This is a genomic window from Ruegeria sp. BJ3, from assembly GCF_056535665.1.
Genome location: NZ_JBQFIT010000002.1, coordinates 219,334 through 235,877 on the forward strand (window position 1 = coordinate 219,334; position 16,544 = coordinate 235,877).

Here is a 16,544-nt window from a genome sequence, read left to right on the forward strand (position 1 = left end):
TGTCCCCCGACCTCTCTGCCCGAAACCACCGGAACTTCCGCAAGGAAAGGAGCGATCTGATGAACGCTCGTGTGTTGCCCTATGTGCTGATCCTGCCCGTGACGGCGTTTTTGTGCCTGTTCTTTCTGTATCCTTTTGTCCTTGTCGCCAAGCAGGCTTTCAACACCGGCGACGGATTTACGCTGGACAATTTCCGGCAGGTGGTCGGGTATTGGAAATTCCCGATCTCGCTGCAGAACACGCTGCTGCTGGCGGCGGCGGTAGTTCCGGTGCAGTTGGCGCTGGCGCTGCTGATGGCCACGATGGTCAACAGGATGCAGCGCGGGCGCGACCTGGTGCTGTATGTCTGGACCATCCCGCTGGGGATCTCGGATCTGGCCGCGGGCATCATCTGGCTGGCGATCTTCGAACAGTCGGGCTTCCTGAACTCCATGCTTTCTGGGCTGGGCGTGATGGACCGGCCGGTAAATTTCCTCAGCTATCAGCACCCCGGCGTGGTGTTCCTAGCCATCGCCCTGGCCGAGATCTGGCGCGCCACGGCGATCATGCTGGTGATCCTGGTGGCCGGGATCGGCCTGATCCCCAAGGAATACTACGAGGCGGCCGAGGTCTTTGGCGCGTCACCCTGGAAACGATTCACCCGCATCACGCTGCCGCTGCTGCGCCCGTCGCTGCAGACGGCACTGGTGCTGCGCGTGATCCTGGCCTTCGAGGTCTTCGCCGTGGTGCTGGCCCTGGGGGGAACCCTGTTCCCCGTCCTCATGAGCGAAACCTACGCCTATCAATTCGACCTGCTTGACAGCGGCGCAGCGGCAGCGATGGCGCTGATCATCCTCGCCGTCTCGATCGGGTTCACCCTGATCATCCTGCGCGCCCTGCGTGTCCCGAAAGGAGCCACGATATGACGACCGTCACGACCGATGTCGCCGCGCCCGATACGCGCCGGGCCGGCCGCTATGTCTACATCGCCGCGGTGGTGCTGCTGTGCGCCTGGGTGCTGGTGCCGCTGTATTTCCTGCTGATCAACACGCTGTCCTCGCCGGAAACGGTGAACAGCTTTCCCAAGCCGTTCATCCCCGAATTCGACCTGGGCAGCCTGGGGTTCTTTGCGGGCTTTGCGGGCATCCTGACCGCACTCAAGAACTCGATCCTGGTGGCGGGGCTGACGATGATCATGTCGATCCTGATCGGTGCACCGGCGGGCTATGCCCTGTCCCGGTTCGACTTTCGCGGGAAAGAGTTGTTCCGCCTGCTGATCCTGCTGACCCGTGCCTTTCCGCTGCCGCTGCTGGCGCTGCCCTTGGCGGTGATGTTCATCCAGACCGGGCTGGATGACACGGTATTCGGCCTGTCGCTGGTGCATACCACGCTGGCGCTGCCATTTGCGGTGTTGATCACCTTTTCGCTGTTTTCCGGCATCCCGCTGGAACTGGAAGAGGCCGCCTGGACGCTGGGCTGCACCCGGCTGACCGCCTTCACCAAGGTGGTGCTGCCGTTGATCCTGCCGGGGATCACGGCCTCGGCCATCTTCGCCTTCGTGATCTCGTGGAACGAGGTGTTCGCCGCCGCCGTTCTGACGATCGAGAACCGGACCCTGACGGCCTTTTTGCTGCAGAACCTCGACACGTCGCCGCTGCATCTGAAATTCGCAGGCGGTTTCATCCTGGTCGTGCCGGCGCTGATCTTCATCTTCGCCGTGCGCAAATACCTGTTCGCCATGTGGGGCATCGCCAACCGCTGACAGCCCCAAGGAGTTGGAATAATGGCAGAAATTCAAATCAAGAATGTCGCGAAACGCTTTGGCAGCTATCAGGCGCTGCACGACATCAACCTGACCATCCAGGACCAGGAATTCATGGTTCTGCTGGGGGCCTCGGGCTGCGGCAAGACCACGCTGCTGCGGATCATCGCCGGGCTGGAGACCGCAACCGAGGGCGAGGTCTGGATCGGCGGACGCCGGGTGGATCACCTGCCGCCCAAGGATCGGGGTATCGCCATGGTGTTCCAGAACTATGCCGTGTTCCCGCATCTGACCGTGTTCGAAAACATCGGGTTCGGCCTGCGGATGCAGAAACTGCCCAATGACGAGGTCAAGCGCCGGGTCGAGCGCACGGCGGGTCTGATGCATATCGACCAGCTGCTGGGGCGCTATTCGGGCGAGCTGTCCGGCGGTCAGCGCCAGCGCGTCGCCGTAGCCCGCGCCCTGGCGATGGAGCCCGACGTGATCCTGATGGACGAGCCCCTGTCGAACCTGGACGCGCTGCTGCGGATGGAGATGCGGGCCGAGCTCAAAGGCGTTCTGGCCGAAAGCAACACCACCGCCATCTATGTCACCCACGACCAGGTCGAAGCCATGAGCATGGCCGACCGGATCAGCGTGATGCATCAGGGCAAGATCGTTCAGGCGGCCTCGCCAATCGAGGTCTACCGCAACCCGTCGGCCGAGTTTGTGGCCGGATTCATCGGCAATCCTCCGATGAACTTCCTGCCCGCCACCCCGTCCGGAGACGGCAAATGGACCGTCGCGGGCCAGATCCTCGACGGGCCGTCCCGAACCACGCCGTTGCATTTCGCGATCCGCCCCGAGGATCTGCGCCCGGCCGATACGGGCCTTGCCGCCACAGTCAAGGTGGTCGAGCCCCTGGGCGCGCATCTGCTTGTCACCTGCAGCGTGAACGGCGCCCTGTTCCGCGCGGTTCTGGACAGTGATCTGACCGTCCGCCGCGGCGACACCCTGACCCTGGCCCCGCAGCCCGACCGGGTGCGCTGGTTCGACCCCGAAACAACCCTGGCCGTAGCCTGAGGAGCGCGCAATGAAACAGGATCTTATCGAACAGGCCCGCGCCGTTCTGGTCCGAAACGACCGGGGCGACTATACGGTGCCCACCCACGGCCTCTATCCGTTCCAGTGGAACTGGGACAGCGCGCTCAGCGCCCTTGGGTTCTCGCATTTCGACGAGGCCCGCGCCTGGCGCGAGATCGAGACCTTGTTCCGGCATCAGTGGGATGACGGGATGGTGCCGCATATCATCTTTCACGAGATGAATGACGGCTATTTCCCGGGGCCGGATGTCTGGGCCACTGGCCGCGCGGTTCCAACCTCGGGCATCACGCAGCCTGCGGTGGCCGGGTTTGCCGTACGGCGAACCCATGCGCGGGCGAAGAACCGGGCGCTGGCCGATGCGCAGGCCCGTGCCCTGCTGCCCAAGATCCATGCTTGGCACCAATGGTTCTATACGAACCGTGACCCGCAGGGCACCGGACTGGTCGCCATCATCCACCCGTGGGAATCGGGGCGTGACAACTCGGTAGATTGGGACGCGGCGCTGGCCCGGGTCCCGACCGAGGGCGTGGCCCCGTTCCAGCGTCGCGACGTGGCCCACGCCAACCCGGCGCACAGGCCGACCGATGAAGAATACCGCCGCTATATCTGGCTGGTGCAACATTTCCGCGGCCTTGGCTGGGATAATTCCAGGCTGCATGACGCCTCGCCGTTCCGGGTCGTAGACCCCGGATTCAACGCGATCCTGATCCGCTCGTGCCTCGACCTTGCCGCGCTGGCCGACGACCTGGGCGAGGCCGAGATCGCAAGCGCCTCGCGCGCCTTTGCGCAAGCGGGCATCGCGGCGATGGACGCCCTGTGGAGCGAGACCCGTGGGCAATATCTGTGCTTTGATCGGGTCACCGGGGAGTTGATCGACAGCCCCTCGATCGGCGGGTTGCTGGCGGCGTTCTGTCCCATCCCCGAGCACCGCGCGCAAGCCATTGCCCAGCGGTTGGAAGCCATCGGTGCCACGGTCCCGTATCTGGTGCCCAGCCACGACCCGGCGGCCCCCGAATTCGACGGGCTAAGGTACTGGCGCGGGCCGGTCTGGCTGATCGTGAACTACATGATCGCAGATGGTCTGCAACGCGCCGGGCAAACCCGGATCGTGCAGCGGATCGTCGACGACAGCCTGCGCCTGATCGAGCAAAGCGGCTTTGCCGAATATTACGACCCGGTCACCGCCGAACCCTGCGGCGGCAGCAGCTTCACCTGGACGGCAGCGATGGTGATCGAGATCCTGAACGCGGAAACTTCCCCGGCATGAGCGGTGCCGCACCGATCCCCACTCAACGGGCATGGGCCTGACCGATGACGGGCCCGTCCATTGTTTCCGCCCCCGGGCAGGAGGACTGGGTCGAGCAAGCCCTTCTTGCGGAACTGCGGGCCACCGCGCCGCAAGGGGTCAATGACAGCATCACGCTGATTGCGCAGGACGGCGCCAACCGGGTGGGCGGCCTGCATGGCGCAACCTCCTATGGGTGGCTGCTGATCAAGACCTTATGGATCGACCCGGCCCATCGACGCTGCGGTTTGGGCCGGCAGTTGCTGGACCACGCCTTTGCCGAGGCGCGCCGGCGCGGGTGTCATTCTGCGTGGCTGGACACATCCAACCCGTCCGCCGCGCGGTTCTATGAGGCTTTGGGATTCGAGCCCTTTGGTCGCCTGGCCAACACGCCCACGCAAAACCCGCCCGGACATTGCCGCTGGTTCTTGCGGCGCGCCTTGCCGTAGCCGTCACCACGCCGCCCTCACAACCGTTTGGCCGGATCGAACACCTGCTGCCACCGCTGTGCATAGCGGGATCTATCAGCCTTGGGTGCCAGGGCGGGAACCACCGGAGGCGTGCCCGCCAGAACTGCCTCGATCGATTTGCGCCACGCCTTGGGATCGGACCCGCACGGGATCACGCCGCTTGCCCCGATCCGGTCACGCAGACCGTCGACCATGCTGACGATGACCGGACGCCGCGCCGCGCGCGCCTCATCCGCCACCAGCCCGTAGGCCTCCCACCGCGAGGGCATCGCCACCACGTCCACGGCCCGGTAGGCCTCGGCCGGGTCGTCGGCGTGGCCCCGAAACTCGATCCGCCGGTCGCCTGCGGCCAAGGCTGCAAGGCGGTCGCGCTGGCTGCCTTCGCCAAAGATCACAAGCCGTGCATCGGGGTTGGGGCACATGCGAAACCCTTCGATCAGCAGATCGAAACCTTTCTGCGGCTCGAGCCGTCCGATCGCACCGATGACCCGGGCCGCCTCGACCGGCCCGGCTGCGCGGGCAACCGCGCTCAGGTCGACCTGGGGCGAGATCACGCTCAGCTTGGATGCGGGGGTCAACCGCCGGTCGGCCATCCAGCCGGCCTGCGCCTTGCTGACGGCGATGACCTGATCGAACAACGAATAGGTCACGCGCAGCATCGCAAAGAACCGCCGCTTGTGCGGCACGTTCAAGGCGGTGAAAGACCGGGTATAGCTGTGTTCGACATGAACCAACCGCGTGGTGGGATGCATCGCCCGCAAGGCCGAGAAGGCCGGCAGGCAGCGCCAGCCGGGGGCAATGTGGCACACGATGACATCGGCTTGGAAACTGCCCCAGCTGAAGGCGGTCCGCTTGACCGGGCGAACCTCTTGGTGGACTTCGTCGGCCAGTTCGGGCAGCTGCGCAAGATGGTCGAGCATACGCATGACCCCACCGGTCGTGGTGTCATCAACAAGGTGAAGAACGGTGATCTTGGACATTTGGAAACCTCGGTTCAGATGGAAGTCTGGCGGCGCATGAGGCGACCGGCTTGAACAACAGGCGCCGGCCCGACCGCGCGCAGGGCTGCGGCTGCGATGATGGTGGTCAACGTTTTTGCGGGTTCTTCGATCAGGGGCCGGGCGCTGGTTGAAATCGACCGCTGCGCAAGCTCCCAAGCCTTGTGCGCATCCAGATTGCTGACCGCGCGGCGCGCAAGATAGCGCAGCTGATAGGCGCGCGCCGCCGCCTCGTGCCGGGCAAAGAATTCAGGGTTCAGTGGACGCAGCTTGTCGACCATCCGCTCCCACGCCTGCAACTGACGGTCCAAGGCCGCCGACAGGCCGGTCGCATGGATCCGGTAGCGGGTCAGCAGCCCCGGCACGCCTGCGATCTGCCAATCCGTCGTCAGCATCAGCCGCAGCCAGCATTCGATGTCCTCGGACTGGCGAAAGGTTTCGTCAAAGACCCAGTCGCGCTTGGTCTCGAACGCTGGGCGGTAGGCCAGATCCAGCAAGGCCGATTTGCGCGCTACCGCTGCCGACCCATTGCCGATCGGGTTGCGTTTCAGGACATGTGCCGCCGTCACGTCCCGCAGGCGCGGCGACTGGCGGACGCGCATCAGCCGACCACCCTCGTCGATCATGGCACTGCCGGAATAGCTGATCGCAAGGTCGGGTTCGGCCTGCAGGTGACGCACATGGGTGGCCAGCTTTTCCGGCAGCCACAAGTCGTCGGCGTCGCAGAAGCCGACGAACTCTCCCCGCGCGGCCGCGATGCCAGTATTGCGCGCCCCGGCGAGGCCGCGGTTTTCCTGCCGGATCACCCGCACTTTGGGGTCGGTCGCATGGGCGCGGGCAATGGCGGGGGTTTCGTCCTGCGAGCCGTCATCCACGATGATGATTTCGAAATCATCATGGGTCTGCGACAGAAGCGAGGCCAGAGTCTCGGTCATGGTCGCGGCGGTGTTGTAGGCGGGAACGATGATGGATGCCTCGGGCATTTTTGGTCTCCTGGTTGGAATCAGCGGGCAAACAGCGCCTGACGGATCGGGCGGGGCAGGGCAGGGGCCAGTGCCGCGCCAAGTGCAGTGGGCACACCGCGGCGGATTGGGTTGAGAAAGCTGCGCGCGCTCAGCGCCAGACCGGCGCGGGCATAAGCGCGGGCCATCGACGGTTCCGCGCCCAGACGAAGTGCGCGCCGGGCCAGATACCGCATGTAGATCGCCTCGGATGCGCGCGACGGTGCAACGCCGTAGCGGGCCGCCGTTGCAACCGCCCGAGCGCGCCCGGCCCGCATCGCCTCGAGGTCCGAAGACAGGCCGCTGCCGCTGGTCCGGTACCAGACCTGCAGGCGGTCAACCCCGATGATCACGTGGCCTTCGCCCGCCAAGCGGATCAACAGCTCAAGATCTTCGTTGTGGACCGCAGCCGGGTTCAGCCCGCCGACAGCAGCGAACACCTGGCGGCGCACTGCAAGGTTCGACATCGTGCACACCGCGTTTTCCGCCAGCAGGTCTGGAATGGTCAGGGGATCGGTGGGAACCGTTGAGCGCGTCGGACAATCACCGGGGGTTTCGGAAAAGAACCCGATCTGACCAAAGGCCGCATCAATGCTGGTATCTGCAAACAACCGGTCCAGTTGGGCCAGCTTGTCCGTGACCCACAGGTCATCCGCGTCGCAGAACGCGAGTATGTCGCCGGTGGCCACAGTTGCACCATGGTTGCGCGCAGAGCTGGGGCCGCGATTGGGGTTGGCCTCAACCCGCACCCGGGCGTCGCGCGCGCAAAATTGCCGGACAACTTCGGTCGTCTGGCGCGAGGGCTTGTCGCCCACGCAGATGAGTTCGAAATCCGCAAAGCTCTGCCCCAGCAGGCTATTCAGGGTGGCGGCAATGGTTGCCGCGTCATTGTGGAAGGGAACGATGATGGAAAACCGGGTCATTGGGCGCGCGCCTCCTGAGTGATTGCAGAACCCCGCGGCAGCAGCGCCCAGGATGCGGCCAGCATGATGGCGCTGCAGGTGCAGACATACCCGACGGCGACGGGCATCAGGCCCAGCGGCGCCATCAGGGCGGTATTCGCGATCAGGCTCGCGGCCAGAACCGTGCTGACCCGCAATTCCGTGACGGGGCGGTTTTCCGACCGCAGCCACCCGGCGACCGCCGACCAGATCACCGTCGGCAGGGCCGCAAGGCACAGAACCGATACCACCGGGGCGATCTCGGCCCAGCCCTGTCCCAGCAGCAGCGGCACATAGACCGGGGCCAAAGCCGCCTGCAGCAGAACCAGCGGCGTCAGGATCAGCAGCGACAGGCCCAGCCCGTGGCGCAGCGCCCCATGCTTGTCCTCGGCCGCGCACAGATGCGGGAACAGAACGACCGAGAAGGCTTGCGTGAACGAAGTGGCCAGCCCAAGGCCCGCATTGAAGGCCATGAAATAAATGCCAAGCGCCTCGGCGCCCATCATGGCCCCCACCACCAGCTTGTCGGCCTGCAGGCGCAGAACCTTGACCAGCTCGACGCCCAGAACGGCCCAGCCGTAGACCACGAAAGGTTTCAAGGCTGCAAACCCGGCCCGACGATCAGGCGACCACCGACGCAGGCGGCGCATCAGCACCAGCCAAACAGGTGCAGTCAGCAGCCGCGGAAGGACCAGCGCCAGAGGCGAGGCCCAGGCCACCGCCAGCAGCGCCGTCAGAGCATTGGCCCCTACGACTTGCCCGCCGGCGATCGCGGCGGTCTGCTGCAGCTTGCCCTCGCGCATTGCCAGTGCGGCCTGAACCAGGCCCGCCGGCATGAACAGGTATTCCCCGGCCAGCACCGCCAGCAGCATCGCCAGCATTGCGTGCCCCATGACGAACAGCGCCGCCGCGACCGCCAGTTGCAGCAGGCACAGCCCCGAGCACCAGCCCCAGAAGATGCGGTGCGCCGTGTTGCACCGCTGCGCCAGGTCCTCGGACGGGGCCTGAATGATACGCTGGTTCACTCCGTTCTCGGTCAGCGCCTTGAGGATGTCGCCCGCCGCCAGAGCCGCTGCGGCCAGACCGATCGCTTCGGGGCTGAGGGTGCGGGCAACGGCGACCACGACGACCAGGCGCGACGCCTTGGCCGCCACTTCGGAGGCGGTATAGGCCAACAGGTGCCGCAGGAAACCGGATTGTGCAAAGCTGTGCGTCATGAAGCCGTGATCCCGAAAAACAGTTGTTGGTTCCGTTGTACGGGTGGCCATGGCCTGTGTCCCGGACGCGGTCGGACGGGGCAGGGGACCGTTCGGAGAGGGACCTATCCGAATGGGACAAGCCTCCATCCCGATGCCGGGCTGACGCAGGCCGCGCGGCGCGGTTTATCTTCTGTGAAAGATCAGGAGATGAAAATGACCATGAATTTCAAGACCTTCCTTATTACGGCCGTCAGCGCCTCGACCCTGCTGGGGTGCAGCAGCATGCAGACCCCGCGCAACATCGAAGCCGTATCGCGCGGCGAAAGTTATCAGGCGCAATACCGCGAACCCGGACGTCGGCGGGGCAACACGCCATTGCTGCAGGCTGCGGCGATGAACGGCCAGACCTGCATGCCGCAGGCCGGCGATCAGGGCGCGAATGCCTATGCGAAATGGTCTCAACCCGCACTCAGCCCCTTGTTGGGCGAGAAACTGTCGCGCAACGACATGGTCCAGATCACCATCGAAGGGGACGATCTGCTGAGCGACGCTTATGTCGTTTCGCGTGACGGAGACCTGAAGCTGCCCTACCTGCCGCCCGTGCGCGCCCAGGGCCGCACCACCGAGCAGGTCGAACAAGAGGTGGCCCGCGTTCTGGTTGCAGCCCAGTTCTATGACGCCGAACCCCGCGTGACCGTGCGGGTCAGCGATTTCGCCTCGGTAACAGTGGGTGTGCGCGGCGCGGTGTTCGAGCCGCACTCGGTCGAGATCGGCGGTGTTCCGGGCGATTCCCTCGACCGTCGGCGCCAAGGCGCGCTGGGGGCCTCGACCGAGGGGCGCAACCTGTCGGTGGCGCTGCGGGCCGCGGGCGGGGTGCGGCCGGATGCCGATCTGTCAGCGGTCGAGCTGCACCGCCAGGGGCGCATCTATCGCATGGATCTGCGCGGCGTGTTCGAAGGATCGGACCCGACCGACATCATGCTGCTGACCGGCGACCAGATCGTGGTCAACAGCCGCGGCTGCTTCCAGGACGCGCTGATGCGCCCCAGCCCGATCAGCCCGCCCGGCGTGACGCTATACATGTCGAACCTGACCCAACCGGCCGCGGGCAATGCAGAATCCGCCATCGGGCGCGACGTGCGTGAAGTGCCTTATGGCACCCGTTTCCTGCAGGCCGTGGTCGACAGCAACTGCGTCGGCGGGTCGAAGACGACAAACGCCAACCGCAGCGCAGTGTTGTTCACGCGCAACCCAGTGACCGGGTCCTCGGTCGTGATCGAGCGCAATATCGAAAAGCTGCTGCGGCGCGGAGACCGTGACGACTTCGACCCCTATGTTCTGCCGGGTGATGCCGTGGCCTGTTACGACAGCAAGGTCACCGGAGTGACCGAAATCGCCCGGTCGCTGGGCATCGTCGGGGCCGCCGCGCTGCTCATCCCTTGATCGCACCGGGGGCGGGCAACACAGCCTTTGCCCGCTCCCAAACCTCGGGCAGACCGTTCAACAGAAGGGCGACCTGCTGACGTTCTGCTGATTTTGCGGCCATCTCGATCGCAATCAGCGCATCGCGGAACCCCATCGCACCAAAGGTCGCCGCACTTCCCGCCAGCCTGTGACACTCCTGCGCGACCTGGTCCAGATCGGCTTCACCGGCCTCCAACTGGGCAAGCTGAGCGACGACGGCATCCCCTTCGGACAGGTACTTGCCAAGCAACCGGTCAAAGACGTCGGCGCCGAGGCTGACGCGCAGATCTCCGATATGATCCGTTTCGTCCTCGGACCGGGTCGAAGCTCCGAGGTTGGTGACCACCGACAAGGCCTTGCGCAAGGCATCCAGGGCAATCGGCTTGCCGACAAAGGCGGTCATACCGGCGGCGCGGAACGCGTCGACCGCATCAGGCAGCACGTTGGCCGAAACGGCAATGATCGGTATCTCTGCCGAAGGCCCGCCCCCGCTGCGGATGTGGCGCGTGGCCGTCGGACCGTCCATGACCGGCATGCTGATATCCATCAGGATCACGTCGAACCGATGCGCAGCCGCCGCGTCCACGCCCAGTTGGCCGTTCTCGGCAACCGTCACCCGGTGACCGTCCAGTTTCAGCATGTTGCAGATCACCTCGCGGTTGATCTCGTTGTCTTCGACCACCAGCACGTCCAACGGCTGTGCGTGCTGAACCTCTGGCTGGTCGCTGTCAACGTTGGCGTCCAATTCGGCGTCCTGCAGCGGCAGACGAACCCAGAATACACTGCCCTCGCCGGGTGTGCTTTCAACGCCGATCTCGCCGCCCATGGCCCGAGCAAACCGACGTGCGATGCCCAGGCCCAGACCGGTGCCGCCGGCGGCCCGACCGATGCTTGGATCGCTGGTGTGAAAATCGTCAAAGATGACGTCGACCTCATCAGGGCCGATACCGATACCCGTGTCGATGATGCGGAATTCAAAGATGTTGACGCCGGCCGTTGGGCCAGGCTCGGTTACTTCGACCTCGATCGAGATCCGGCCGTTTTCGGTGAACTTGATGGCATTGCCCACAAGGTTCAGAAGAATCTGCCGCAACCTTTGGGCATCGGCGGCAACACAGGGGCGCGCCTCGCCCACCCATTGCCACGAGATGGAGTTCCCACGCGAGGCAGCGTTGCCGCTTTGACCGTCCACAATCTCTTGCAGGATGTCGTTCAGGTTCGAGGGCTGCAACGGCACCGACAGTTTCCCGGCCTCAAACCGGGCGATGTCCAGAACGGTGTCGACGTGGCTCAGGAGGATCTGGCCCGAGATTTCCATGTTCTCGACGAACCGCGCCTGTTCGCGGGTGGTGCGGGTGTTTTTCAGCAGCGTGAGGTTGCCCAGCAACCCGTTCAGCGGCGTGCGGATTTCGTGGCTCATCACGGTCAGGAAATCGGCCTTGGCCTTCTCGCCGGCCAAGGCGCGGTCACGAGTGCTGATCAATTCCTGCTGGGCGGCAACCCGCTGCGAGATGTCACGGACAAAGCCGATGACGATTTCCTGATCGCCTGCCCGGGCCGATTGCAGCGCAAGTTCGACCGGGAACTGCTCGCCATCCGCGCGCATCGCCTCCAACTGGACACGGCCTTTGCCGACGACATGACGTTCTCCGCCAGACTGCATGCGCACCATGCCGGCGCTATGTGCCTCACGCAGATGCGGCGGCACGATCAGGTCACCGATCGCGCGACCCCGGGCCTGATCCGCCGTATAGCCGAATATTGCCTCGGCAGCTGGGTTGAACTCGATCACGTCGCCCTTGGCATCGACCACGATCACTCCGTCCAACGAGGTTGAGAGGATCGTGTTCATCCGTTCATTCGCCTGCCGCAGCGCCCGGCCGCGGCGCGTGGCGCGCCGGTTGACAACCAGAAGATAGGCGCTGACGGCGCCCAGGGTCAGAAGCAAGGCCCCCGACAGAATCGCCAATCGCAGCAAGTTTGCCGCCGTCTGGATGCGCTGCTGGTCCGACTCGGTGGCAAAATACGAGATGCCCGAAACAGCCAACGTGCGGACATGCGGGCCGATCTCAAGGGCGGCGCGTTTCAGATCGTCCAGTTCTTCGGACAGCTCCCCATCCGGCGCGTCGATCAAGGGGATCGCGGCGTTCAGGTGCCGGGTCACCCGCTCCAACGGCAGGCGGAACCGGTCATCCTGGCGCAAAGGCTGGAACACGCGGGATTGGGCCAGCGTATCGACACGGCTGTAAAACAGATCGAACCGCCGGCGCACCAGATCCAACGTGCCATTTTCCGCGTCCTGTGCCGCCGACGCGGTTTCCAGAGCATTCAGGTAGGACAGATAGTCGACCTCAACCTGCGACAGCGTCCATTGGACATTGTCCGAAGGTGCCGCTCGCCGGTCGTTGAAATCGGTAAACACCTGCGCCGACAGCCACGCCACCGTGACCAGACCCAACAAAACGCCGAAGCCGATGAGTCCGAAGACCCATCGGCGGCGCAAAACCTGCGTATCGGTATCGCTCAATCCGAGCCTCATCGATTGTTCACTGCGCTTTACTCATTACTTCACTCATTCCGGTTGCAAGCTATTTAACGACCTCGAGACGATCGAGTTGCCAGATGCTGCGCGAATAGGTCACCTCGGTCTGGTATTTCGGGTCGCTGTCATAGGGGTAGACGATCCACAGCGGGCCCTTCTGCCGGCGTGACATCTCGGCACCGTTCATTTCATAGGCCACGATCGGGTCGCTTTCGGTGACCGAGTCCATCGGGATTTCAACCGCATAGTCGTTGATCGCCGTGGCGCGGATAATGCTGCCATCTGCACCGACTGCCTCCAGCACCACCGACAAGGGCACGCCGACAAAGGTGTTTTCACCTTCGGTCCAGATCGTCGAGGTCGCAAATGTCCGTGCGGGCAAGGCTTTCAACATGTCCATGTCGAACCGCGCTCCACCTTCGGCTCCGGGCTGGGTCAGGTTGCCGGTGATCGTCAGAACCACCTCTCCGGTGGGTTCGGCCAGATCCTGGGCCTGTGCCTGGCCCAAGGTCAGAACCATTGCCAAGGCTGCAAGTAAAATCCGCATGTCATTCTCCTCGTGTCCAATTGCACAAGATCAGAAAGCGTGACCGGGCAACAGACGGGCATCAGGATAAGCACCTATCCGAACGGATAGGTGCCCGCCGTTACGCGGCCGGGCGCAGGTGGCCCATGCGCTGTGCCATGATCCGCTCAAACCCTTCGCGCAGCTCTGACCGCTGCAGGGCAAAAACCGCGGTGGCCTCAAGGTACCCGGCGACTGAGCCGCAGTCGAAGCGTTCACCCGCGAAGGCGTAGCCCGAGCAGCCAGCGGTTTCGATATCCGCAGCGATGGCGTCGGTCAGCTGGATTTCATTTCCCGCACCCGGTGCCTGGCCGGCCAGACGATCAAAGATCGATGGCTGCAGGATATACCGCCCGACGATGCCGTAGTTCGATGGCGCCTGCTCGGGGCTGGGCTTTTCGACCAGGCCGCGCAGCTTTTGCACACGCCCGGCCTGCAGGGCGATATCGACCACCCCGTAGGACTCGATCCTGTCGGACGGCACGGATTGGGTCGCAACCATGTGGCCGCTTTGGTCACAATAGCTTTGGACCATCTGTGACAGAGCCGGGCGTCGGGCGCTGATGACGTCATCGGGCAGGATCACCGCAAACGGCTCATTGCCCACGCACTCGCGCGCCAGCGACACGGCATGGCCCAATCCACGGGGCGCATCCTGCCGGACAAAGCAGTATTTGCCATCCTCCAGATCGGCGCAGCGCAGGTTGTTCAAGAGCTCGGTCTTGCCACCATCCTTCAACTTGCGTTCAAGCGCCGTATTCCGCCCGAAATAGGCCTCAAGCGCGGTTTTCTCGGGTGACGTGATGAAGATGAATTCTTCGATCCCGGCCGCGCGCGCCTCGTCGACGGCATATTGGATCAGAGGGCGGTCGATCAGGGGCAGCATTTCCTTGGCCACGGTCTTGGTTGCGGGCAGAAACCTTGTGCCCAGTCCGGCGACGGGAAAGACGGCTTTGCGAATCTTGGTCATAACAATTCTCCTTGGGTTTTCTCAGTAGGCGCCGCGGCCGGACACGACGGCCCGCACGGTCATGGCAATCAGCATCAGATCCAGAAGGGCCGAACGGGACCGCACATATGCCGTGTCCAGGTCGATCATCCGGTCAAAGTCGATGGCGGCCCGGCCCGACACCTGCCACAGGCCGGTGATCCCGGGGCGGACGGCCATGCGTTCAAGCGCGCGGGGCGGGTATTTGGCGACCTCCTCGGGCAGGGCAGGGCGCGGTCCGACGATCGACATATCGCCCTTCAACACGTTGAGGATCTGCGGCAGCTCATCCAGCGAAAAGCGGCGCAGAACCTTGCCCACCCGCGTGACACGCGGATCGTGGCGTGCCTTGAAGCACACGCCTGCGCGGTCGGACTGCGCCAGCAGGCTGGCCCTTTGCGCTTCGGCGTCGGTGGTCATCGAGCGGAACTTGTAGACGGTGAAAGGCACCCCGTTCCTGCCCACCCGTGTCTGCCGGAACAGGGCCGGGCCGCGGCTGTCCAGCCGGACAAGGGCGGCAATGGCCAGCATCGGCAGGGCCAGAACCGTCATGGCCGCCAGCGCGAAGGTCAGGTCAAGACTACGGCTGGGCGTCAGCCCGCCAAGAGCCTGGGCGACGCACCGTCCCAGAAATTCGAAATTTCCGATCAGATAGCGGCGGGCCATGCGGCGCGGCTCCATCGCCAACCGCCACGCCCATTCCATCCGGACCCGCCGCACGATCCCGGGTGCCCGCCGGACGTTGCCCGCCAGAAAGTCGAACAACGCGCCGACACCCAGAACCAGATTCGGGTTCAGCCGGGCACGGTGCCGCGTAATCCACAGTTCTTGCAGCGGAACGCCCATGGCCACCAGCAGGATATCTGCGCCGGATTGGTTGATCTCGTCCAGGGCTTCGTCCGTGCGTTCGATGCCACCAAACCCGTCGCGTGAACCGGCAATCCTCAGGCCGGGTGCCATGTCTTGCAGGCGCGCTGCTGCGGCCTGTGCGGTGCCGGGCGTTCCGCCCAGCAGATAGACCGACTGGCCCAGCTTGGCCGCGCGCCGGACCAGGCGCGGGACAAAGTCGGTTCCGTTCAGGTTCTCGGTCAGGTGTTCGCCCTGCATCGCGGCGGCAAGCTCGACCCCGATCCCGTCGGGCAGGACGAAGTCGGCTTGCGTCAGGGCTGCTCGATATTGGTCATTCTTTGCCCGGACATTTGCGCAATGTGCGTTCAGGAAAAAGACGGTCCGGCGGTGACCATCCAAAAGCGTGGTGATGACCGGACCGGATTCTGCATTCACCACCGGCTGCCCGAGGATTTCGGTGATTGGCAGCGCGGTGCCGGGCGTGGTGTGTGCGCCGTCGAATAGGGCGTGTGCGGCTTGAAAGTGCATGGAACTCTCCGAACATGAACTGAACTCTTGCCCTGAACCTGCCCGCTGTGCCGGCGCCGCAACAGACGAGCATCGGGAGAGCGCGCGGAGAAATAGGCTGACTGACGCGGCCTGGATGCGGCACCGCAAGGAAATCCGGCCAGTTGCTCCTATCCGATCGGGTATCTGCCTGTCCGTTCGGTAGTCTTCACCGCCGATCATCAATGGTTTACTAACCTTTTCAGGTCTGGGTGGAGGCACATGGAGTTCATTGATGAAAGTTCTTATCGCCGACGATCACGAACTGGTTCTGGACACGCTCGTCGCCTTCATCGAGGCCGCAGGCGGGATCGAACCCACCACCGCGCCGGATTTTGCAACCGCAAGGGCCAAGATCGAATCCGACGGTCCGTTTGATCTGGTTCTGCTGGACCTCAACATGCCAGGCATGAACGGGCTGAGCGGGTTGGAAACCTGCATTGGCATGGATCGCGCGCGGCATGTGGCGCTGTTCACCGGCGATGCCTCGCGCGATCTGGCTGAACGTGCGCTCGAGCTGGGGGCAGCCGGGTTCGTGCCCAAGACCCTGCCGGCCAAGTCTCTGGTGAACGCCATCCGTTTCATGGCCATGGGCGAGCAATATCTGCCCGTCGGATTCATGAGCGCCGAGCAGCCGAACGACACCCACCCGATGGCCAAAAAACTGACCGAGCGCGAGCGCCAGGTCCTCAAGGGTCTGACCGAGGGCAAGTCGAACAAGGAGATCGCCCGCGATCTGGACCTGTCCGAGCCCACGATCAAGCTGCATGTGAAAACGCTGTACCGCAAAGTGGGTGTCAGCAACCGTACCCAGGCCGCGATGGCCGCGCGCGAGGCGGGCCTGTTCTGACCAGCGCCCATCCTTTCGGATA

General features: G+C 64.3%; 15 protein-coding genes. 7 read left to right on the forward strand and 8 right to left on the reverse strand.

Features of this window, described 5'->3' with window-relative positions; translation table 11 throughout:
* The first annotated feature begins 59 nt into the window (after window positions 1–59).
* Genes ACR3EL_RS18420 through ACR3EL_RS18440 form a run of 5 tightly spaced genes read left to right on the forward strand, consistent with a single transcriptional unit; the run spans window position 60 to window position 4,558 of the window.
* Window positions 60–905: a carbohydrate ABC transporter permease gene (locus tag ACR3EL_RS18420; RefSeq protein WP_480722541.1), complete on the forward strand. Its 846-nt coding sequence runs from the start codon at window positions 60–62 to the stop codon at window positions 903–905.
* Window positions 902–1,741: a carbohydrate ABC transporter permease gene (locus ACR3EL_RS18425; RefSeq protein WP_170461371.1), complete on the forward strand. Its 840-nt coding sequence runs from the start codon at window positions 902–904 to the stop codon at window positions 1,739–1,741. The genes ACR3EL_RS18420 and ACR3EL_RS18425 overlap by 4 nt, the downstream gene beginning before the upstream one ends.
* 21 nt (window positions 1,742–1,762) lie before the next feature.
* The gene (locus tag ACR3EL_RS18430; protein WP_170369287.1) at window positions 1,763–2,803 is read left to right on the forward strand and encodes an ABC transporter ATP-binding protein; all 1,041 of its coding nucleotides are present in this window, start codon (window positions 1,763–1,765) and stop codon (window positions 2,801–2,803) included.
* Between the two features lie 10 nt (window positions 2,804–2,813).
* On the forward strand, window positions 2,814–4,091 hold the full coding sequence (locus ACR3EL_RS18435; RefSeq protein ID WP_480722544.1) for an amylo-alpha-1,6-glucosidase: 1,278 nt from the start codon (window positions 2,814–2,816) through the stop codon (window positions 4,089–4,091).
* 44 nt (window positions 4,092–4,135) lie between these two features.
* Window positions 4,136–4,558 (forward strand): GNAT family N-acetyltransferase, encoded by a 423-nt coding sequence (locus tag ACR3EL_RS18440; protein WP_170341556.1) that lies wholly within the window; start codon window positions 4,136–4,138, stop codon window positions 4,556–4,558.
* A 17-nt stretch (window positions 4,559–4,575) separates the two neighbouring features.
* Here ACR3EL_RS18440 and ACR3EL_RS18445 read toward each other — a convergent pair whose 3' ends face one another.
* From ACR3EL_RS18445 to ACR3EL_RS18460, 4 genes are read right to left on the reverse strand one after another with little or no spacing between them, the layout of a single operon-like run.
* Window positions 4,576–5,559 carry a glycosyltransferase family 4 protein gene (locus ACR3EL_RS18445; RefSeq protein WP_170341558.1) on the reverse strand — a complete coding sequence of 328 codons (984 nt, stop codon included), beginning with the start codon at window positions 5,557–5,559 and terminating at the stop codon, window positions 4,576–4,578.
* 14 nt (window positions 5,560–5,573) lie between these two features.
* Entirely contained in the window at window positions 5,574–6,560 is a 987-nt protein-coding gene (locus ACR3EL_RS18450) for a glycosyltransferase family 2 protein (RefSeq protein ID WP_170341560.1), read from the reverse strand.
* A gap of 20 nt (window positions 6,561–6,580) precedes the next feature.
* Window positions 6,581–7,501: a glycosyltransferase family 2 protein gene (locus ACR3EL_RS18455; RefSeq protein WP_170369283.1), complete on the reverse strand. Its 921-nt coding sequence runs from the start codon at window positions 7,499–7,501 to the stop codon at window positions 6,581–6,583.
* The gene (locus ACR3EL_RS18460) at window positions 7,498–8,736 is read right to left on the reverse strand and encodes an oligosaccharide flippase family protein (RefSeq protein ID WP_480722660.1); all 1,239 of its coding nucleotides are present in this window, start codon (window positions 8,734–8,736) and stop codon (window positions 7,498–7,500) included. Before ACR3EL_RS18460 ends, ACR3EL_RS18455 begins: the two co-directional genes overlap by 4 nt.
* A 195-nt stretch (window positions 8,737–8,931) precedes the next feature.
* Between ACR3EL_RS18460 and ACR3EL_RS18465 the strand changes: the two genes are divergently transcribed.
* The gene (locus tag ACR3EL_RS18465) at window positions 8,932–10,161 is read left to right on the forward strand and encodes a polysaccharide biosynthesis/export family protein (protein WP_480722548.1); all 1,230 of its coding nucleotides are present in this window, start codon (window positions 8,932–8,934) and stop codon (window positions 10,159–10,161) included.
* Here ACR3EL_RS18465 and ACR3EL_RS18470 read toward each other — a convergent pair.
* The 4 genes from ACR3EL_RS18470 to ACR3EL_RS18485 form a co-directional block, all read right to left on the reverse strand.
* Window positions 10,151–12,709, reverse strand: a complete 2,559-nt coding sequence (locus ACR3EL_RS18470; protein ID WP_170341567.1) for a hybrid sensor histidine kinase/response regulator — start codon at window positions 12,707–12,709, stop codon at window positions 10,151–10,153. The genes ACR3EL_RS18465 and ACR3EL_RS18470 overlap by 11 nt on opposite strands.
* A 61-nt stretch (window positions 12,710–12,770) precedes the next feature.
* Entirely contained in the window at window positions 12,771–13,271 is a 501-nt protein-coding gene (locus ACR3EL_RS18475) for a putative pterin-binding protein (protein WP_254437822.1), read from the reverse strand.
* Between the two features lie 100 nt (window positions 13,272–13,371).
* Complete coding sequence (locus ACR3EL_RS18480) at window positions 13,372–14,259, reverse strand: UTP--glucose-1-phosphate uridylyltransferase (protein WP_170341569.1); 888 nt, start codon at window positions 14,257–14,259, stop codon at window positions 13,372–13,374.
* A 21-nt stretch (window positions 14,260–14,280) separates the two neighbouring features.
* Window positions 14,281–15,654 carry a WecB/TagA/CpsF family glycosyltransferase gene (locus tag ACR3EL_RS18485; RefSeq protein ID WP_170369275.1) on the reverse strand — a complete coding sequence of 458 codons (1,374 nt, stop codon included), beginning with the start codon at window positions 15,652–15,654 and terminating at the stop codon, window positions 14,281–14,283.
* 253 nt (window positions 15,655–15,907) lie between these two features.
* Here ACR3EL_RS18485 and ACR3EL_RS18490 point away from each other — a divergent pair, with 253 nt between their 5' ends.
* Window positions 15,908–16,522 (forward strand): response regulator transcription factor, encoded by a 615-nt coding sequence (locus tag ACR3EL_RS18490; protein ID WP_170341572.1) that lies wholly within the window; start codon window positions 15,908–15,910, stop codon window positions 16,520–16,522.
* The last annotated feature ends 22 nt before the right edge of the window (window positions 16,523–16,544 follow it).

Bases quoted from the DNA above. Each gene is read 5' to 3' on its own strand.
- ACR3EL_RS18490 (WP_170341572.1), top strand. From the start codon at position 15,908: ATGAAAGTTCTTATCGCCGACGATCACGAACTGGTTCTGGACACGCTC.
- ACR3EL_RS18445 (WP_170341558.1), bottom strand. From the start codon at position 5,559: ATGTCCAAGATCACCGTTCTTCACCTTGTTGATGACACCACGACCGGT.
- ACR3EL_RS18455 (WP_170369283.1), bottom strand. From the start codon at position 7,501: ATGACCCGGTTTTCCATCATCGTTCCCTTCCACAATGACGCGGCAACC.
- ACR3EL_RS18420 (WP_480722541.1), top strand. From the start codon at position 60: ATGAACGCTCGTGTGTTGCCCTATGTGCTGATCCTGCCCGTGACGGCG.
- ACR3EL_RS18485 (WP_170369275.1), bottom strand. From the start codon at position 15,654: ATGCACTTTCAAGCCGCACACGCCCTATTCGACGGCGCACACACCACG.
- ACR3EL_RS18460 (WP_480722660.1), bottom strand. From the start codon at position 8,736: ATGACGCACAGCTTTGCACAATCCGGTTTCCTGCGGCACCTGTTGGCC.
- ACR3EL_RS18430 (WP_170369287.1), top strand. From the start codon at position 1,763: ATGGCAGAAATTCAAATCAAGAATGTCGCGAAACGCTTTGGCAGCTAT.
- ACR3EL_RS18465 (WP_480722548.1), top strand. From the start codon at position 8,932: ATGACCATGAATTTCAAGACCTTCCTTATTACGGCCGTCAGCGCCTCG.
- ACR3EL_RS18425 (WP_170461371.1), top strand. From the start codon at position 902: ATGACGACCGTCACGACCGATGTCGCCGCGCCCGATACGCGCCGGGCC.
- ACR3EL_RS18480 (WP_170341569.1), bottom strand. From the start codon at position 14,259: ATGACCAAGATTCGCAAAGCCGTCTTTCCCGTCGCCGGACTGGGCACA.
- ACR3EL_RS18450 (WP_170341560.1), bottom strand. From the start codon at position 6,560: ATGCCCGAGGCATCCATCATCGTTCCCGCCTACAACACCGCCGCGACC.
- ACR3EL_RS18475 (WP_254437822.1), bottom strand. From the start codon at position 13,271: ATGCGGATTTTACTTGCAGCCTTGGCAATGGTTCTGACCTTGGGCCAG.
- ACR3EL_RS18435 (WP_480722544.1), top strand. From the start codon at position 2,814: ATGAAACAGGATCTTATCGAACAGGCCCGCGCCGTTCTGGTCCGAAAC.
- ACR3EL_RS18440 (WP_170341556.1), top strand. From the start codon at position 4,136: ATGACGGGCCCGTCCATTGTTTCCGCCCCCGGGCAGGAGGACTGGGTC.